15 protein-coding genes and 2 pseudogenes are annotated in these 16,206 nt (G+C 69.3%); 6 read left to right on the top strand and 11 right to left on the bottom strand.

The genetic code is table 11. The features are described 5' to 3' along the window. Positions 1-46: 46 nt before the first annotated feature. Positions 47-472: a DUF2000 domain-containing protein gene (locus QF027_RS22240; protein WP_307076540.1), complete on the top strand. Its 426-nt coding sequence runs from the start codon at positions 47-49 to the stop codon at positions 470-472. Positions 473-476: 4 nt separating this feature from the next. Here QF027_RS22240 and QF027_RS22235 read toward each other — a convergent pair whose 3' ends face one another. Beyond that, complete coding sequence (locus tag QF027_RS22235; RefSeq protein ID WP_307076538.1) at positions 477-1,736, bottom strand: MDR family MFS transporter; 1,260 nt, start codon at positions 1,734-1,736, stop codon at positions 477-479. Positions 1,737-1,886: 150 nt separating this feature from the next. Between QF027_RS22235 and QF027_RS22230 the strand changes: the two genes are divergently transcribed. Then, entirely contained in the window at positions 1,887-2,648 is a 762-nt protein-coding gene (locus QF027_RS22230; RefSeq protein WP_306979546.1) for a phosphoglyceromutase, read from the top strand. Positions 2,649-2,728: 80 nt separating this feature from the next. On the opposite strand, the gene QF027_RS22225 is transcribed toward QF027_RS22230, so the two are convergent. The 4 genes and pseudogenes from QF027_RS22225 to QF027_RS22210 form a co-directional block, all read right to left on the bottom strand. After that, positions 2,729-2,914, bottom strand: coding sequence for a hypothetical protein (locus tag QF027_RS22225; RefSeq protein WP_307076536.1), 186 nt, complete (start codon positions 2,912-2,914; stop codon positions 2,729-2,731). A 392-nt stretch (positions 2,915-3,306) separates the two neighbouring features. Further along, a pseudogene (locus QF027_RS22220) lies at positions 3,307-4,304 on the bottom strand (tyrosine-type recombinase/integrase); the annotation flags it as partial. Positions 4,305-4,334: 30 nt separating this feature from the next. Beyond that, positions 4,335-5,147, bottom strand: a complete 813-nt coding sequence (locus tag QF027_RS22215) for a hypothetical protein (RefSeq protein WP_307076534.1) — start codon at positions 5,145-5,147, stop codon at positions 4,335-4,337. A 33-nt stretch (positions 5,148-5,180) separates the two neighbouring features. After that, positions 5,181-7,061 carry a serine/threonine protein kinase gene (locus QF027_RS22210; RefSeq protein WP_307076532.1) on the bottom strand — a complete coding sequence of 627 codons (1,881 nt, stop codon included), beginning with the start codon at positions 7,059-7,061 and terminating at the stop codon, positions 5,181-5,183. 190 nt (positions 7,062-7,251) lie between these two features. On the opposite strand from QF027_RS22210, the gene QF027_RS22205 reads away from it, so the two are divergent. Beyond that, positions 7,252-8,397, top strand: coding sequence for an FHA domain-containing protein (locus QF027_RS22205; RefSeq protein ID WP_306979554.1), 1,146 nt, complete (start codon positions 7,252-7,254; stop codon positions 8,395-8,397). A gap of 1,243 nt (positions 8,398-9,640) precedes the next feature. Further along, positions 9,641-10,186, top strand: coding sequence for a GIY-YIG nuclease family protein (locus QF027_RS22200; protein ID WP_307076530.1), 546 nt, complete (start codon positions 9,641-9,643; stop codon positions 10,184-10,186). 261 nt (positions 10,187-10,447) lie between these two features. Here QF027_RS22200 and QF027_RS22195 read toward each other — a convergent pair whose 3' ends face one another. From QF027_RS22195 to phoU, 5 genes and pseudogenes are all read right to left on the bottom strand, one after another. Further along, positions 10,448-11,299 carry an MBL fold metallo-hydrolase gene (locus tag QF027_RS22195; protein WP_307076528.1) on the bottom strand — a complete coding sequence of 284 codons (852 nt, stop codon included), beginning with the start codon at positions 11,297-11,299 and terminating at the stop codon, positions 10,448-10,450. Positions 11,300-11,352: 53 nt separating this feature from the next. Next, positions 11,353-11,555 (bottom strand): annotated as a pseudogene (locus QF027_RS49635) (hypothetical protein); the annotation flags it as partial. A 145-nt stretch (positions 11,556-11,700) separates the two neighbouring features. After that, entirely contained in the window at positions 11,701-11,949 is a 249-nt protein-coding gene (locus tag QF027_RS22190) for an SCO4226 family nickel-binding protein (RefSeq protein WP_306979560.1), read from the bottom strand. Between the two features lie 171 nt (positions 11,950-12,120). After that, positions 12,121-12,279 carry a hypothetical protein gene (locus tag QF027_RS22185; protein WP_167348002.1) on the bottom strand — a complete coding sequence of 53 codons (159 nt, stop codon included), beginning with the start codon at positions 12,277-12,279 and terminating at the stop codon, positions 12,121-12,123. Positions 12,280-12,435: 156 nt separating this feature from the next. Then, positions 12,436-13,125 carry a phosphate signaling complex protein PhoU gene (gene phoU / locus QF027_RS22180; RefSeq protein WP_266563049.1) on the bottom strand — a complete coding sequence of 230 codons (690 nt, stop codon included), beginning with the start codon at positions 13,123-13,125 and terminating at the stop codon, positions 12,436-12,438. A 223-nt stretch (positions 13,126-13,348) separates the two neighbouring features. Between phoU and QF027_RS22175 the strand changes: the two genes are divergently transcribed. Further along, a complete protein-coding gene (locus QF027_RS22175) occupies positions 13,349-14,602 on the top strand; it encodes a sensor histidine kinase (protein WP_307076525.1) in 1,254 nt (417 codons plus the stop codon). Beyond that, entirely contained in the window at positions 14,599-15,279 is a 681-nt protein-coding gene (locus tag QF027_RS22170; RefSeq protein WP_307076523.1) for a response regulator transcription factor, read from the top strand. Before QF027_RS22175 ends, QF027_RS22170 begins: the two co-directional genes overlap by 4 nt. 84 nt (positions 15,280-15,363) lie before the next feature. Here QF027_RS22170 and QF027_RS22165 read toward each other — a convergent pair whose 3' ends face one another. Continuing rightward, the gene (locus QF027_RS22165) at positions 15,364-16,008 is read right to left on the bottom strand and encodes a DUF461 domain-containing protein (protein WP_306979569.1); all 645 of its coding nucleotides are present in this window, start codon (positions 16,006-16,008) and stop codon (positions 15,364-15,366) included. Positions 16,009-16,206 lie beyond the last annotated feature (198 nt).

Raw genomic sequence — 16,206 nt, 5'->3', positions numbered from 1 at the left:
AAGAACGTACAAGACGAGGCCGTACGACGCCCGCGAGTCTCATCCCATGAGCACTGAACCCATCCGCTTCGACACGAAGATCGCCGTCCTGCTGCGCGAGGACCTGGAGACCTGGCAGCGACTGAACGTCACCGCGTTCCTCGTCAGCGGCCTGGGCACCCAGGCCCCGGAGGTGGTCGGCGAGCCGTACGAGGACGCCGACGGCGTGCCCTACCTGCCGATGTTCCGGCAGCCGGTGCTGGTCTTCGAGGGCACCAAGGAGACGCTGAAGACGGCCCACGCGCGCGTGCTGTCCCGTTCGCTCCCGCGCGCGCTCTTCACGAGCGACCTGTTCGCGACGGGCAACGACGGGGACAACCGCGCGGCGGTCCGGGCGGTCGCGACGGGGGAGCTGGACCTGGTGGGCCTCGCGGTGTACGGGCCGCGCAACGCCGTGGACAAGGTGCTCAAGGGTGCGCGGATGCATCCGTGACGGATCAGGCCGCGCTGGCCTCGGTGGCGGCGGACTTCTCGGATACGGCGGTCTCGGCGGCCGTTTCCCCGGACAGGCGGCGCATGAGGGCGGCGTATCCCACCGCCGCCACCGTCCCGACGACCGCGCACAGCCCCCACAGCCATTCCGCCCCGAACCGGTCGATGACGAAACCGGACATCAGGGGCGCCACGAGGGCGGCGACGGACCAGGACAGGGTGTACATGCCCTGGTAGCGGCCGCGGCCGTGGGCGGGGGAGAGGCGGACGACGAGCCCGGTCTGGGTGGGCGCGTTGATCATCTCGCCCAGGGTCCACACGCAGACGGTGAGGGCGAAGAGGCCGACGGACCCGGCGAAGGCGGTGAGCCCGAAGCCGTATCCCGCCAGCAGGGACGAGACAACCAGGAGTCGCTGGGGGTCCCGGTCCTGGATGAACCGGGTCACCGGGATCTGCAGCGCGACGATCAGAACGCCGTTCAGGGCGATGGCCAGGCCGTAGTCGGCGGGCGTGAACCCTGCCTCGCCCATCGCGACGGGCAGTCCGATGGAACCCTGCTGGAAGATCACGGCGACCAGGAAGGACAGCCCCACGACACTCATGAACCGCCGGTCGCGCAGGACGGTACCGAGGCCGACGTTGTCGGTGGCCTGTGCGGTCCGTGGCGTCGCGGGCCGGGACTCGGGCAGCTTGAGGAAGACGAGGACCGCGCAGACGGCGGTCATCCCGGCCTCGATCAGGAAGCCCGCGAGATAGCTGTACTCGGCGATGAACCCGGCGGCCATGGAGGAGACGGCGAAACCGAGGTTGATGGCCCAGTAGTTGAGCGAGAAGGCCCTGACCCGGTCCTCGGGCCGCACGATGTCGGCCATCATCGCCTGCACGGCCGGCCGGGAGGCGTTCGAGGCCATGCCGACCAGGAACGCGACGGCGGCGATGGCGACGGGGTGGTGCATGAAGCCGAGCAGCGCGACGGAGGCGGCGGTGGCGGACTGCGCGACGAGCAGGGTGGGCCGCCGCCCGAGCCGGTCGGTCATCACCCCCGCCCCGATCGACGACACGACCCCGCCCAGCCCGTGCAGCGAGGCGACGAGACCGGCGTAGGAGGCGGAGTAACCGCGGTCGAGGGTGAGGTACAGCGCCATGAAGGTGGCGACGAAGGCGCCGAGCCGGTTGACGAGGGTGCTGATCCACAGCCACCAGAACGCGCGGGGGAGCCCGGAGACGGTCTCGCGGGTAGCGCGTCTCAGGGTGGTGAGTGGCATGGACGATCCCCCGGGTGTAAGTGGCTCAGATGGTGAGCACAACTTACGAAGGCGAGGTGGTCACGGGCCACTCAATTAACAGATCCCGTCAACCGTCCGTCTGTCGAGCGGGCACCACCCCGACCGAAGGTGTGGATTACGCTCATACGCATGGCCGACGCACCGTACAAGCTGATCCTCCTCCGCCACGGCGAGAGCGAATGGAACGCGAAGAACCTGTTCACCGGCTGGGTGGACGTCAACCTCAACGAGAAGGGCGAGAAGGAGGCAGTCCGCGGCGGCGAACTCCTGAAGGACGCCGACCTCCTGCCCGACGTGGTCCACACGTCCCTCCAGAAGCGCGCGATCCGCACCGCCCAGCTGGCGCTGGAGTCCGCGGACCGCCACTGGATCCCGGTCCACCGCTCCTGGCGCCTGAACGAGCGCCACTACGGCGCCCTCCAGGGCAAGGACAAGGCGCAGACCCTCGCGGAGTTCGGCGAGGAGCAGTTCATGCTGTGGCGCCGCTCCTACGACACCCCGCCGCCCCCGCTGTCGGACGACTCCGAGTTCTCCCAGGCGTCGGACGCGCGCTACGCCACGATCCCCCCGGAGCTCCGCCCCCGCACGGAGTGCCTGAAGGACGTCGTCGTCCGCATGCTCCCGTACTGGTACGACGGCATCGTCCCGGACCTCCTGACGGGCCGCACGGTCCTGGTCGCGGCCCACGGCAACAGCCTCCGGGCCCTGGTCAAGCACCTCGACGGCATCTCCGACGCCGACATCGCGGGCCTGAACATCCCGACGGGCATCCCGCTGTACTACGAACTCGACGCGTCCTTCAACCCGGTCACCCCGGGCGGCAAGTACCTGGACCCGGAGGCGGCTGCGGCGGCCATCGAGGCGGTCAAGAACCAGGGCAAGAAGAAGTAACGCGACACCAGCAAGCCCCCGACCTGCGAAGTTCTCGCGGGGCGGGGGCTTTTTGGTGGGGCTGGGCCGTCCCTGGGCCGTCAGGCTCGGGTGGGCCTACGCGTCACGTGCGCGCGCAGGCGGAAGGCGATGAGGAAGCCGACGAGCGCGGCAGCCTCCTGCGGGAGGTCGATCCAGATGGGCAGCATCGCGATCACGCAGCCGATCAAGGGCATCGGCAATGCGTAGGGGGAGATGTGGATGGTGAGCCCCGTGCGTGCGAACATGGGTGTCCTCCAGGTGTTGGTATGCGCTACTTGCATTCATGGAGACAGGGCCGCTCCCCGGCAGGAGCGGCCCTACATTTCAGGCTGACTTTATTTGGCTTTATCTGTCGCCTGCAAATCTCCAGGTGGGGCCTAGTGGTGTCGAGTGGTTGCCTCGTCATGGGCTAGCTCGCGGGCGTCTCGGCTCAGCTTCGTGAGGCGCTTTCTGATCTTGCTTGTGCATGCATGCACGCACGCGGCGTGCATGCATGCACACAGGTGAGGGGTGTGCCAGTGAGTCAGTCGCGAAAGTTAGTCGCTCGATTCATTTGCCGCCCAAATGGCGTGACGGAAATCTAGGTGCAACATTTGCCTCACATTTGAAATGCTGGCGATGTGCAATGTTGCAGTCATCAAATGCTCGTCGAATCGGCGGGGTTGCAATTTTGCTGCGCGCTGAAGATTTGAGCCACGGCATTTCGGGTGCCTTCCTGGCTGGACGGCATGAGGTGCGCGTACACCCGGAGCGTCAGGCCCGGGTCCGAGTGGCCGAGGTACTCGGCGAGGGCCTTGATGTTCTCTCCGGCGTCCAGGAGCACCGAGGCGTAGAAGTGGCGGAGCGCGTGCATGCAGTTCTCGCGCGACTCGGCGTACGACTTGCCCGGCTTCCGTCGGGGATGACTCCAGCTGAGGCCAGCGCCCGCTTCCACACCTCCTCGTTGAGGGACGTCCGCCAGACGTGACCACCGCGCGGCCCGGTGAAGATCAGCCGCTTGGTCACCGGAGGCCCGTCCGCCACCTTCCACGGCAAGGTGACCTCGATCGGCGGGAACTGCTTCATGTGAGCCCGGAGCGCATCTGCGACCGGACCGGGCAGCGGCATGTCCCGGAGCTTGCCACCCTTGGGCGGGGCGAACACGGCCTTGCTCCGGCTCAGCTTGAGTTGCTGGACCACGTGGAGCGTGCCCGACACGAAGTCGATCGCATCGACGGCCACACCGAGGATCTCGCCCTGTCGCAGCCCGCAGCCGCCACCTAGGTCGACCATGGCCCGGAACCGCTCGGGCATGCCGGCCCGGACGGCGAAGACACGCTCCGGTGTCCAGGGAGCGACGCGCCTGTCATCGACAGTCGGGGGCCGGACCGATCGAGCCGCACAGGGATTCCGGGGAAGGTGCCCGTCGTCCACGGCCGCGCTGAGGGCGGCACGCACGTTGGCGTAGATGGTGCGGGCGTACGAGCCCCGGATGCCGTTCTCGCTCAGCTGCCGCACCCAGTCTCGGATGTGCGCAGGCTGGAAGGAGCCGAGTGGGCGCGATCCCAGGTACAGGAAGGCGCGTAGCCGAAGCTGCGACTCCATCGAGGCCTGGGTGTTTGGGTCAGCCCCCTGTGTGGATACCCAGGTCTCGGCGGAACTGCCAGGCCCGCGGTCGTCGGTGACTCACCCAAGGCGCTGGGTGATGCGTGACCACACACTGGGCGAGCCGGAGGGCATGGGGGCGGGCCGACGGTCGCGGAGCTGCTTCCACGTCGGCTTCGGGCAGCGTCCCTTGGGCCGGGCACCGGTGAACTTCTCGTAGGGCACCCGGCGCGGGAGAAGACCGATCTCGACCCAGTGGGCCTTACCGGAGGTGAAGTCCCAGCCGTCGTTGGGGATGCGGATGTGGTCCGCGCGGTCGTCCTTGTTCTGGCTGGTGATCTGGAGCACCTCGACGTGGCGGAGGCGGGGTCTCATGACCACGCAGTAGTGGGGCAGTTCGCCGTCCGAAGCCCGGAAGGGGACCAGAGCGTGCCAGATCTCGCCCGCGGCCGGGCGGCGCCGGCCGCCGTTGAGGCCGCCGTCCTCCCACCAGCGCGCCGCGCGGTGGCAGAGGAGAGCGGCGAGGCCGGCCGCCCCGCTCTGGGCCAGGGAGCGCGAGCTCCAGTCGGGTGAGTCGAACCGGGCCCCGGCCCAGGCGACGGCCGCCTGACTCAGGGCGACAACGGCCGCCGTCCGGGCAAGGAAGACCCACGGTGGGCAGGGGCGGGTCCGGCACGTGAACGCCGTCACGGCTGTGGCGGCCACGACGGGAATCCCGTACAGGACGGCGTACTGGTCGAGGCCGTGCACCTCCTGCGGAGGCTTCTGAGCGGCCATCAGGTCGGGCACAGTGGCCGGAAGCGCCAGGGCGTAGCCGACCAGAACCCACAGGTTCAGCTGCAGGTAGACCTTGACGGCGATGCCCAGGCAGGACGAGTTCGTACGACGGGACACGGATTCCTTCCGCTTCGTTCCCCGGCGGCCGGGTCAGGGCGCCTTCCAGAGGGTCAGTTCCGTGACGTAGTCGCGTGCCTTGTAGCCCGCGTCGTCCTTCTGGATGACGACGTCCTTGATGTTGAGCATCGCGAGGTTGTCCTCGTCGGTGACGGTGCACAGCACCGTGCCCGGGGTCAGCAGTTCGCCCTGGTCGTCGCCGTCGAGCTCGGAGGGCAGCGCGTTGGCCGCCGCGCCCTCGGCACACTCCTCGGGGGTGGTGCCCGCGCTCTTTCCCATGGTCGTCAGGAAGCGCAGGGTGTAGTTGCCGCCGAGCTCCTCGTACTGCAGCTCGTTTCCCTTCCCCTCGCTGAGGGCGTTCGTGTCGATCTTCGGCGCGTCCAGGTCGACGGTGGTGTACGAGAAGCGGGTGTCGGTGAACTGGGCGCGCAGGGTGAGCGGCTTGTTCTTGAAGATCTCCGTGTAGTCGTTCGACGCCGCGTTCGCTGTGGGCGACGCGTCGGTGCTCGGCGTGGCGGTGGCCTGGGATCCGTCGGACGCCGACGAGGCCGCCCCGCCGCCGCTGCCCTTGGCGTCCTTGTCGGTGTCGTTGTGCTGGGTGAAGATCCAGGCGCCTGCCGCGACCACCACCACGGCCAGCGCGACCGCGCCGACGCTCAGCGGGGTCCGGCTGCGGGCTGGTGCCGGCACCGTTGGCGGGCCGGAGGGGTGCGGTGCTCCCTGCGGGGGCGGGGCGGCGGATCTGGTGGGCGGCACCGGGGGCGCCGGGGCATGGTGCGGCTGGTCGCCGGGCCGGGAAGCAGCTGTGGGTGTGTACCCGCCGGACGCCGCAACACCCGGCGGTGCAGTATCGGCCGCCGCCACGAAACCGGGAGGCACGGCCGCCGCCACGGAATGGGGAGCCGTGGTCGCGGCTCCCGCCACGGAACCGGGAGCCATGGTCGCCGCCCCCGCCGCGTCCTCGGAGTCCGGTCCGGGCTCCGTCTCGATCTGCTGCCGGGCGAGTCTCTCCCGGTGGGCGATCTCCGCCGCGACGGGCGCGGGCAGCCAGCCGGTGAAGTCCCGCAGTGGCCGTCCACTCAACTTCTGGCAGAGTTCGGCCAGTTCGGCGGGCGTGGGCCGGGCGGCCGGGTCGGCGGCCAGCGTCCGTTCCAGGACGGTACGCAGCGGCTCGGGATACGCCGTCAGATCCGGCGGGCGGAACTCGGTGTTGGCGATCTTGGTGGCCAGGGTGATGGCCCCGGAGTCGCCGTAGGGGTGGCGGCCGGTCGCGGCGACGGCGGCGATCAGGCCGAGCGAGAAGACGTCGGTCGCCGGGGTGAGATCATCGCCGTTGGCGTGTTCCGGTGACATGAACTGGGGCGTGCCGATGAGCCCGCCGCTGCGGGTGAGCTGGGTGGCGTCGGCGGCCCGGGCGATGCCGAAGTCGATGATCCAGGGGCCTTCGGAGCCGATGAGGATGTTGCTCGGCTTCATGTCGCGGTGGATCACGCCCGCCTTGTGCACGGCGTGCAGTGCCTCCGCCGCGCAGCCGGTCAGCTGCAGCACCGCGGGCAGCGGGAGCGTTCCGTGCCCGGTGAGGATCTGGTCCAGGGCGAGGCCGGGGACATAGGTGGTGGCCAGCCAGGGCTGAGGGCCGGTGGTGTCGTGGTCGACGACGGGGACGATGTGGTAGCCCTGGACCCGGCGGGCGGAGGTCGCCTCCTGCTCGAAGCGGCGGCGGAACTCCTCGTCCTGGGCGTATTCCCGGCGGATCACCTTCAGGGCGACCGGCTGTTTGCCGCGCGTACGAGAGAGGTAGACGGATCCCATGCCGCCCTCGCCGATCCGGGCGAGCAGGCGGTAACCGGCCACTTCGCGCGGGTCGTCGGGGCCCAGCGGGCTCAACCCACCAGCGATTTCAGCACTGTTCAAGGATTCAACCTTCCCGTCGCTGGCGTGATCATAGTGGCGCGACGCCGCCAGCGGTACACATCTGTGGAGATCAAGTAAAAACAGCCAAGACCAAAGGGAATCAGGGAGGTTGGCGGGATTCATCCTGATGGCGGGGTGCCGACGGGCGGCCGTACAGTGACACCCCCTGCCGTCGGACAGCGAGGCGTTCATGGAACATCACCTGGCCACGTCGGCGGAGCGAGCCGACTATCTGGTGGAGCTCTCCAACATCGCCCGCGACACCTCCATCGGCCCACGCGGGCCGCGCTCCCTGCGCCGCCTCGGGCTGGTCCTGCGGGCCCTTATGGAGCTCACCGGGGATCCCGACGTCTCCGTCTACTTGGTCGCCGACAACAGCCTTCTGGGCGGGCACCGGGAGTTCGGCGACCAGGCCGAGGTCCGGCGGCTGCGGGGCTGGGTGGCCGACGGGCTGGTCGAGGAGGTCGACGACGCCGACGAACGCGTCCTCGACCTGGCACGCATGACCGCGACCCCGGTCATCACCGGCGACCAGTACGTCGACCATCGCGCCGGGCACCCGTGGATCCAGGGCAACACCTGGCAGTTCCTCAGACCCGAAGCGCGCCCCGACGGATCCGTCACCCTCGTCGCCATGGACATGGGCGTGCGCTCGGCGGCCGAGATCTCCCGCAAAATGGAACTGTCCGCGTTGAAGAAACAGGGTCTCCTCGGGCCCTCCAGGACGCCGCTGACCGACGTGATCATGCAGAGCTGGCGCTGTCCGGAGCCCCGCTGCTCCCTCTACGACATCCGCCGCGGCGACCGGATCCTGTTGCCCCGCATGCGGCGCGGCGTCCCCACCTGCGAGCTCCACGGCACGCCCTTGGAGAACGATGGCCCGCGCCTGGGCACCACCCAGCTCAAAGCCGTCATCGACGGCACCTGCGTGGCCCGCTACACCCTCGACGAGGGCTCCGAAGCATACGTCGGCCGACTGCCGGGTCCGGCGGGCATCGCCCTGCACAGCCTGCTGTCCCCACAGGTCGCCCAGCAGGTCAGCCGCAGGCATCTGGCCGTCTCCGCCCGGAACGGAACGGTCCTGATCCGCGACATCAGCACCTACGGCACCCGGATGCGTCGCACCGGCAAGCGCGGCGGGTTCGGACCCTGGGAGGCGCTGCCCCCGCAGACCGACCGTCCCTTCCGCCCCGGCGACGAGGTCGAACTCGCACCCGGCGTCGTCCTCACGCGCAGCGGCCGACGCTTCCCCGCCGAACTCGCCGACGCCTGGCGCACGCAAGCCGCCCGCACCCCGATGACGCCCATCGCGGCAGCGCCCACCCGCCGGGCCTGACCACCGCGATCGACTGATGGGTGATCCGCCGAGGAGCGAAACGGCCGCGGAGGCAGGGGTGTTCACGCCTCCTCGGTGATGAGCAGCTGGGCCCGTTCCACAACCACCTCGGCGAGGACCACCCGCACTCCAGGAATGTCCCGGTGGGCGGGCCGCGGAGCGAGGAGTGCGGTAAGGGCTCGGCACAGGCCGTCCTCGTCGCCCTTGGACGGGTTGGTGAGCGGCGACTACTCGTTGCTGACTGCAGATGCGACTGCCAGGCTGTGGCGACCCCCATCCCCTCCGCCTGGCTGACGAGGTGATTTTGAACGTCCCCGTGCGCATCGCGCAGCGTACGAATGCCGAGCTGCTCCATCCGAGCCAGGACTTGCGGAAGCTCGATGCGCACGGTCTTCATCCGGGTTGTGGGTAGCAGCTCAACCACCCATCCCCCCGCAAGGCCTTCCTCGATCCAACGACCGCCACGGGTCATGCTCTTCCAGAGCGTGATCGATTCGGCGTCAGCAGCAGCCGTGACCTCCAAGGCCGCGTACCTGTTGCGATCGCGGACGAGATCGAAGTCATGCCTGTTCGGGCGGGAACCGTCATCGTGGGGACGCACTTCCACGCCTGGGAGCGCAACCTGAAGGCACCTGCTCACCCACTGCTCATCTTCCCGAACCCTCAGGGCGGTTCATGCGAGACGCGAGTCCGGGACGAACCCGCAAGCCAGCCGCCGATGAACCCAGGTGAACGCCCACGCACGCACCTCGCCACCCCACCAACCCAGTTGGAAAGCGTGCGTCTGCTTTCGCAGGGCGCTGCTCGGTGCGCGGCCGGCGCTGGCAGGTCTCTCCTTAGCCATCGACGAAGCCCGACCGTTGGTTAGGTCCCGGGCCCTACCCGGGCCACCCCCAACAGAGCCGGGGATGCAGCTGCTCTACAGAGCTGGACACCTCGGGAGCCGGCCGCGCGTCTGAGACCTTAGCCACGTCCACTGACAGCACGCCCCGAGCATGGTCTCGACGCCGTGCGGCCTGCACCACAAGCGCACCAGATCAGCGGGGAACAGCGGGGAATCACGGTGAAGGCCAGTGGGGCCGACGAGGCTCGGACGCGACCGTTCGCCCAGGTCAGCCCCCGAACCACCCCCAAATGCCCGCAGCTTCCCAAGCTGATGTCACGCGGCTGCGTAGGCGAGGGATGTTCTGTCAGCGGTGACCAGTAACCTGCGACGATCAGCCGTCACGTGCCTGGAGGTGCCGTGGAAGCCACTGCTCTCGCCAGCCCCGATCAGTTGTGGTCGGCGCAGGAGGTCTTGGTGCGTCCGAGTCCTGTACCGGCGGCGGCAGGGGTCTACGGGTGGCACTTCGAGCAGCCGCCCCACCCCGACCTGGACGCTGGGCGCCTGCTGTACGTCGGTATAGCCCCGCGGTTCATGGCGAACCGGACCAGCACGCAGAACCTTCGCAAGCGGGTGCGTTACCACTACCGGGGCAACGCGGCCGGCTCGACGCTGCGGCTCACCCTCGGATGCCTGCTCGGACTTGAGCTGCGCCGGGTGGGCAGCGGCAAGCGAATGACCTTCGGCAAGGCCGGCGAAGCCACCCTGAGCAAGTGGATGGCGGACAACGCTCGGGTGTGCTGGATCGAGCAGAGCGAACCATGGGACCTGGAGTCACAGCTCATCGCCCAGCTCGACCTCCCGCTGAACCTCGACCAGAACCGCCACAACGCGTTCCACAGCCGCCTGAAGGAGATACGAGCCCAAGCACGCCAGCGAGCACGAGCGTTGCCCATCAGCTCGTAAGCCGCCAAACGGGCCGTTGCCTGGGCCGTCCGAGGCCGCTCGACAGTGGCCGATGACGACCAATGACGACCACCAAGCGCCCGGGACCACCGCTCCTGAGCAGCGAAAACGCAGGGCACCAAGATTCCCGGCAACACCCAGGGCAAGAAGAAGCAGCCATTGCGATCATGCCTCCCACCTGCGCGGGTGGGAGGTATTTTCACGCCAGCCGACCGCGTCACCAAGCTGTCGGGCAGCACCCCTGGAGGGCCACGGCCGCAGTCACGTCCCCGACGGGCGTGGTTGTTCCGGTGGCACCGAGCTCTCGGCAACCGCCATCCACTGGTCCAGGTCGGCCTGGGTGAACTCTGCCCACGGGGGGATTCCAGGGAGTTGGCGGAGGAGGTCGTAGGCCTCGGAGATCTGGGCTCCGCGGAGGACCGGGCAGTGGCAGCCGGCGATGACCTCGGCGTTCAGGTGCTGGAAGTCGGTGACGACCGCCCCGAACTTCTGGGCGTCCAGCAGGGCGACCCAGGGGGAGACCAGCCGTCCGCCGAAGAACTGGCCGTCGCGGAATTCGTCCGGCGACAGCGCCGCCGTTTCGGGCATGGGGGTCGGCACGTTCGTGGCGAAGGTGTCAACGGCCCACAGGACGTTGGCCTTCGGGTCGAAAAGGGCGCGGGTTGTGGGGTTGTCGTACAGGGGCGGTCGCTTGGCGACCAGGGTGCGATCGCCCGCGTCGATCGTGTCGCCGTCGGTCATGAAGCGGCACCGGTTGACAGGGGTCTCCCACTCCTCGGCCATGCGGCCGATGGAGAACCATGTCGTCAGCAGGGTCGCGTTCGGGCATTCCGCGAGGACCGCCAGGAGGTTGCCGGCGTGGTCGCGGTCGTCGTGGGTGAGGAAGATCCACCGTACGTCCAGGGGATCCACGACGGACCAGGCTGCCTCCAGCCACTGGGAGCGCACTGCGGGCGCCCCGGTGTCCACGAGGACCGGTTCGGTTCCCCGGATCACCATCGAGTTCATCGGGAAGTGGCCGACCGGCGGGGCCTCAAGGGCCCACGGGATGACGAATGTCTCCTCAGCGATCTTGTACGGCTGCAGAAGGTCGAAACTCTCCATGGTTGTCATCGCTGCTCTCCTTGGAACGGAGTCGCGTCGAGCCATCGTCAAACGCAGAACGTTCATGAGCCCTCGTTGGTGTGCTGACGGGGACTCTGTGTGTCGAACCGGTCGAATGCCCGGGTGATCTTGCCGGTCCAGGGCCATCGGGTCGCTGAGGCGGAGCCTGCGGCCGGGGCCGGGGGTGACGAGCGGGGGAGCCGCGGGCCTTACCGGTCAGGGCGAGCATCGGCATCCAGGCGAGTTGGTCGAGTGCGAGGGAGACGCGTCAGCGGCGAGCGCCCCGACGCCGGGCGGGCCGAAAGCGGCGGCGGTCTCCGTCGCCCGCAGCCACGTTCGCCGGATCCAGTTCCACGAGACGGGCGCGCGCCGTGGGCGCGAGGGCAGCAGGCCGGGCGTTCCGGACGTGGTCAAACCGACAACGGCACCGCGTGGATCTCGTCCGCCTTGTGGCCCGCCCGTTCGTGGATGCGTTGGACCGCCTCCGCCGACGGTGCCTCCGAGAGGCAGTACACGAGACCGGCCTCGGGGTCCGCCCAGGCGCGCTCGAAGTGCACGCTCTCGTCCTTCTCTATCGCCAGGTCGGCCTGGTGGGCCTCCATCAGCTGGTCGGCCGTGATGCCCTGCATCCCTCGGTGTACGTCCATGAACTGAGCCATGGCCTCCACCTTCCTGCCATTCCCCGAGCCGAACGGTCGTCCCCCGTCCCTCACCTTCATGCTCCTCCTCCCCGCTCGCCCGGTCGACCCGGGCAGGTCACGTGACACGACGAGGGGCCCCGGTGTCACCCGGGGCCCCTCGTCGTCGTACCAGATCCAGCCGTACCAGATTCAGCCGCACTGGCACGGATTGCCCGACTGGCACCCGCACCCGCAGCCCGAGCCGCAGCCGCACGCGCCGATGACCGTCAGGGTCCTGATCGCGGCGGGCTGCTCGGTCGGGCGTTCCTGCGTGGGGTCGGGCTGGGGAGTGCTGGGGGATTCGGCCATGGGTCCCTCCTCGATGCGAGGGCCAGAACGTCCCGACTGTCGGACCAGGCCCTGTACCCATTGCATGCCCGCTCCACTGGGCGCATCAACGGCGCACAGAGGCTTGCGCACGTCCCGAACGGGACCCGGCACACGCCAGGAACACTCCAGGAGTGGTCAGGCCCCCTCCACTCCCGTCACCGGCTGGATGTCCTGCTGCAGGTCGTCCGCGTGCTCACCCGTCACCAGGTACACCACCCGCTTGGCGACCGACACCGCGTGGTCGGCGAACCGCTCGTAATAACGGCCGAGCAGCGTCACGTCGACCGCCGTCTCGATGCCGTGCTTCCACTTGTCGTCCAGCAGGTGCTGGAAGAGCGTGCGGTGCAGCAGGTCCATCTCGTCGTCGTCCTGCTCCAGCTGGAGCGCGAGGTCGACGTCCTTGGTGACGATGACCTCGGCGGCCTTCGCCATCAGACGCTGGGCGAGCTGGCCCATCTCCAGGATGGTCGCGTGCAGGTCGTTCGGGATCGCACGCTCCGGGAAGCGCAGCCGGGCCAGCTTCGCCACGTGCTGGGCCAGGTCGCCGGAACGCTCCAGGTCGGCAGACATGCGCAGTGAGGTGACGACGATGCGGAGGTCCGTCGCCACCGGCTGCTGCCGGGCGAGCAGCGCTATCGCCCGGGCCTCCAGGTCGTGCTGGAGGTCGTCCACCTTCTGGTCGGCCTCGATCACGCTTTCGGCCAGCTTCAGGTCGGAGTCGAGGATGGCCGTCGTGGCGCGTCCGATCGCCGAGCCGACCAGCCGGGCCATCTCCACCAGACCGTCGCCGATCGAATCCAGTTCCTCGTGGTACGCGTCCCGCATCAGGGTTCCCTCTCGTACGTCATTCCTGTGGGTTCCAGGGGCCAAAACCGGCCGTGAAACCGGTGCTGCGTACCCCACGCTCCCACGTTCGGCCCTGCACGCGTCCGTTTCCGCCCTCCCAAATGAACCAATACTGGCTCCAAGGTGAACTCTGGGCGACGAGTGTTCGAGCTCGCACTCGGACGGCTGTGGCCAGGACCGATCCCATGCCTAACCTGGAGGCATGGACGTGAACGCGGCGGTCGCCGCAGCGGCGGCGATCGCCGGTGTGCTCACCGGTGTCATCGCCATGCTGGCGTTCCGCTGGAGCGAGCGGGAGCAGAAACGCCCCACCCGCACCTCCCTGCACACGGACCCGGTGCTTCCGCCGGGCGTGGACACCGTCCTGTCCGTGCTCCGCTCCTCCGCCGTCGTCCTCGACGAGGCCGACGCCGTCGTCAAGGCCAGCTCCGCCGCGTACGCCCTCGGGCTGGTCCGCGGCGGCAAGCTCTCCGTGGAGCCCATGCTCCAGATGGCCCGGGACACCAGGAGGGACGGGGAGATACGCCAGGTCGAGCTGGACCTGCCCAGGCGGGGGACCGGACGCGGCGAGGCCCTCGCGGTCTCCGCGCGCGTCGCGCCCCTCGGCTCCCGGCTGGTGCTGCTCCTCGTGGAGGACCTCACCGAGGCCCGGCGGATCGAAGCGGTACGACGCGACTTCGTCGCGAACGTCAGCCATGAGCTCAAGACCCCCGTCGGGGCGCTCTCCCTCCTGTCCGAGGCCGTCATGGACGCCTCGGAGGACCCGGAGGCCGTGGAGCGCTTCGCCGGCCGGATGCAGATCGAGGCCACCCGCCTGACCAGCCTGGTGCAGGAGATCATCGACCTCTCCCGGGTGCAGAACGACGACCCGCTGGAGGACGCCGAGCCGGTCCGCGTGGACGAGCTGGTCGCCGAGGCCATCGACCGCTGCCGGCACCAGGCCGGCAGCAAGCAGATCACCATGGCCGCCGCCGGCGCGGCCGAGCTGCGCGTCTGGGGCAACCGCGGCCAGCTCGCCGCCGCCCTCGGCAATCTCGTCGAGAACGCCGTCAACTACTCGCCCGCCCGCACCCGCGTCGGCATATCCGCCCGCCGGGTGGCCGTGCCGAGCGGCGACCTCATCGAGGTCGCCGTCACCGACCAGGGCATCGGCATCTCCGACAAGGACAAGGAGCGCATCTTCGAACGCTTCTACCGCGTCGACCCGGCCCGCTCCCGCCAGACCGGCGGTACGGGCCTCGGCCTCGCGATCGTCAAGCACGTGGCCGCCTCGCACGGCGGGGAGGTCACGGTATGGAGTTCCGAGGGACAGGGCTCCACGTTCACCCTCAGGCTGCCGGAGGCGGGCGCGGCCCGCGACCGCGCGCTCCAGCACCCCGACCTCGACGACGAGGACGGGCCCACCCCCGAGTCGGCTTCTTACGACCCGCTTCCCGCCCCGGAGGTCCTTCCGTGACCCGAGTGCTCGTCGTCGAGGACGAGGAGTCCTTCTCCGACGCCCTTTCGTACATGCTCCGCAAGGAGGGCTTCGAGGTCGCCATCGCGGCCACCGGCCCCGACGGACTCGACGAGTTCGAGCGCAACGGCGCCGACCTCGTCCTCCTCGACCTGATGCTGCCGGGCCTGCCCGGCACGGAGGTCTGCCGCCAGCTGCGCGGCCGCTCCAACGTCCCCGTCATCATGGTGACCGCCAAGGACAGCGAGATCGACAAGGTCGTCGGCCTGGAAATAGGAGCCGATGACTATGTCACCAAGCCGTTCTCCTCGCGCGAGCTGGTCGCCCGCATCCGCGCCGTCCTGCGCCGCCGCGGCGAGCCCGAGGAGGTCGCCCCGGCCGCCCTGGAGGCCGGTCCGGTCCGCATGGACGTGGACCGCCACGTGGTCACGGTCTCCGGCTCCAAGATCGACCTGCCCCTCAAGGAGTTCGACCTGCTGGAGATGCTGCTGCGCAACGCCGGCCGCGTCCTGACCCGCATGCAGCTCATCGACCGCGTCTGGGGCGCCGACTACGTCGGCGACACCAAGACCCTCGACGTCCACGTCAAGCGCCTGCGCGCCAAGATCGAGCCGGACCCGGGCGCGCCGAGGTACCTGGTGACGGTGCGGGGTCTCGGCTACAAATTTGAGCCGTAAAGAGGAACGCCTCACGTACGCCGAAGGGCGGGACCTCCTCGGAGGTCCCGCCCTTGGTGTCGTACGACGGTCTCGTACGGCCGCTCAGTGGCTCGCGGCCGACTCGGTGGCCGTCGCGCTCGCGGACGCCGCGTCGGTCGGCGTGACGGAGCCGCTCGGGGTCGCGGAGCCGGTCGGCTTCGGCGAGGTCTGCGGCGCCGACGGGACGGCGGTCGGGCCCCACTTGGTGAAGTAGCTGTCGGCCGGGACCACGAACGCGCGCAGGCTCACGTCACCGGTCGTGCTGAAGGTGAAGGTGACCTTCTGGGCGTTGCCGTCCTTGACGCTCTCGCCGATCTCGGCCACCGCGGCGGAGGCGTTGCCCTTGCCGCCCAGGATCACGGAGCCGTGCGCCGGGACGGTCACCTTGCCCCTGCCCTTGGCCGGCGTGATCTCGGCGCTGCCGCCGCCCTCGATGCTCACGGCGTCCAGCGTCTGGGCGGTGCCGGTGGTGTTGAAGACGGTGGCGGAGACCACGGCGGGGCCCTTGGTCTCGCCAGAGGCCTCGGTGGCGGGCTGGGTGATGACCACGACGTTCTGGAGCCTGATGCCGCCGACGCTGGTCTCCGCGTTGTCCGGCTTGACCTCCAGCGTCTGGGCGTCGGTTCCGGCCGCGCACGCGGAGAGCGCGGTGACCGAGAACGCGATGGCGGCGGCGGCGAGGACGCCGCGTCGAAGGCTGCTGCTCACGGCGGCGGCAACTCCTTGACTTGAGCGAGGCGGCCGTAAAGCCGCGCTAAGTGTCTGTCAGCGGCCTCAGGTTACCGAGCCGTTCCCGCCGGGCCGCACCCGACCCTCCCCAAGAGGCGTATCTCTCCGGTCACTCGGGTTCACAAGTGACTCGTGAGTCGCTTCGGCCCCGCACTCCGGCGCTCGTCCGGCATTCAC

The organism is Streptomyces canus, from assembly GCF_030816965.1.
GTDB lineage: Bacteria > Actinomycetota > Actinomycetes > Streptomycetales > Streptomycetaceae > Streptomyces > Streptomyces canus_E.
Note: the sequence above shows the minus strand (reverse complement) of the source record. Positions and strands in the feature narration are given on the sequence as shown.

What these genes read in the sequence shown, in the direction of transcription:
- QF027_RS22240 (WP_307076540.1), top strand. Translation starts at nt 47, where the DNA reads ATGAGCACTGAACCCATCCGCTTCGACACGAAGATCGCCGTCCTGCTG.
- QF027_RS22185 (WP_167348002.1), bottom strand. Translation starts at nt 12,279, where the DNA reads ATGGCCGAATCCCCCAGCACTCCCCAGCCCGACCCCACGCAGGAACGC.
- QF027_RS22190 (WP_306979560.1), bottom strand. Translation starts at nt 11,949, where the DNA reads ATGGCTCAGTTCATGGACGTACACCGAGGGATGCAGGGCATCACGGCC.
- QF027_RS22175 (WP_307076525.1), top strand. Translation starts at nt 13,349, where the DNA reads ATGGACGTGAACGCGGCGGTCGCCGCAGCGGCGGCGATCGCCGGTGTG.
- QF027_RS22225 (WP_307076536.1), bottom strand. Translation starts at nt 2,914, where the DNA reads ATGTTCGCACGCACGGGGCTCACCATCCACATCTCCCCCTACGCATTG.
- QF027_RS22195 (WP_307076528.1), bottom strand. Translation starts at nt 11,299, where the DNA reads ATGACAACCATGGAGAGTTTCGACCTTCTGCAGCCGTACAAGATCGCT.
- QF027_RS22205 (WP_306979554.1), top strand. Translation starts at nt 7,252, where the DNA reads ATGGAACATCACCTGGCCACGTCGGCGGAGCGAGCCGACTATCTGGTG.
- phoU (WP_266563049.1), bottom strand. Translation starts at nt 13,125, where the DNA reads ATGCGGGACGCGTACCACGAGGAACTGGATTCGATCGGCGACGGTCTG.
- QF027_RS22230 (WP_306979546.1), top strand. Translation starts at nt 1,887, where the DNA reads ATGGCCGACGCACCGTACAAGCTGATCCTCCTCCGCCACGGCGAGAGC.
- QF027_RS22235 (WP_307076538.1), bottom strand. Translation starts at nt 1,736, where the DNA reads ATGCCACTCACCACCCTGAGACGCGCTACCCGCGAGACCGTCTCCGGG.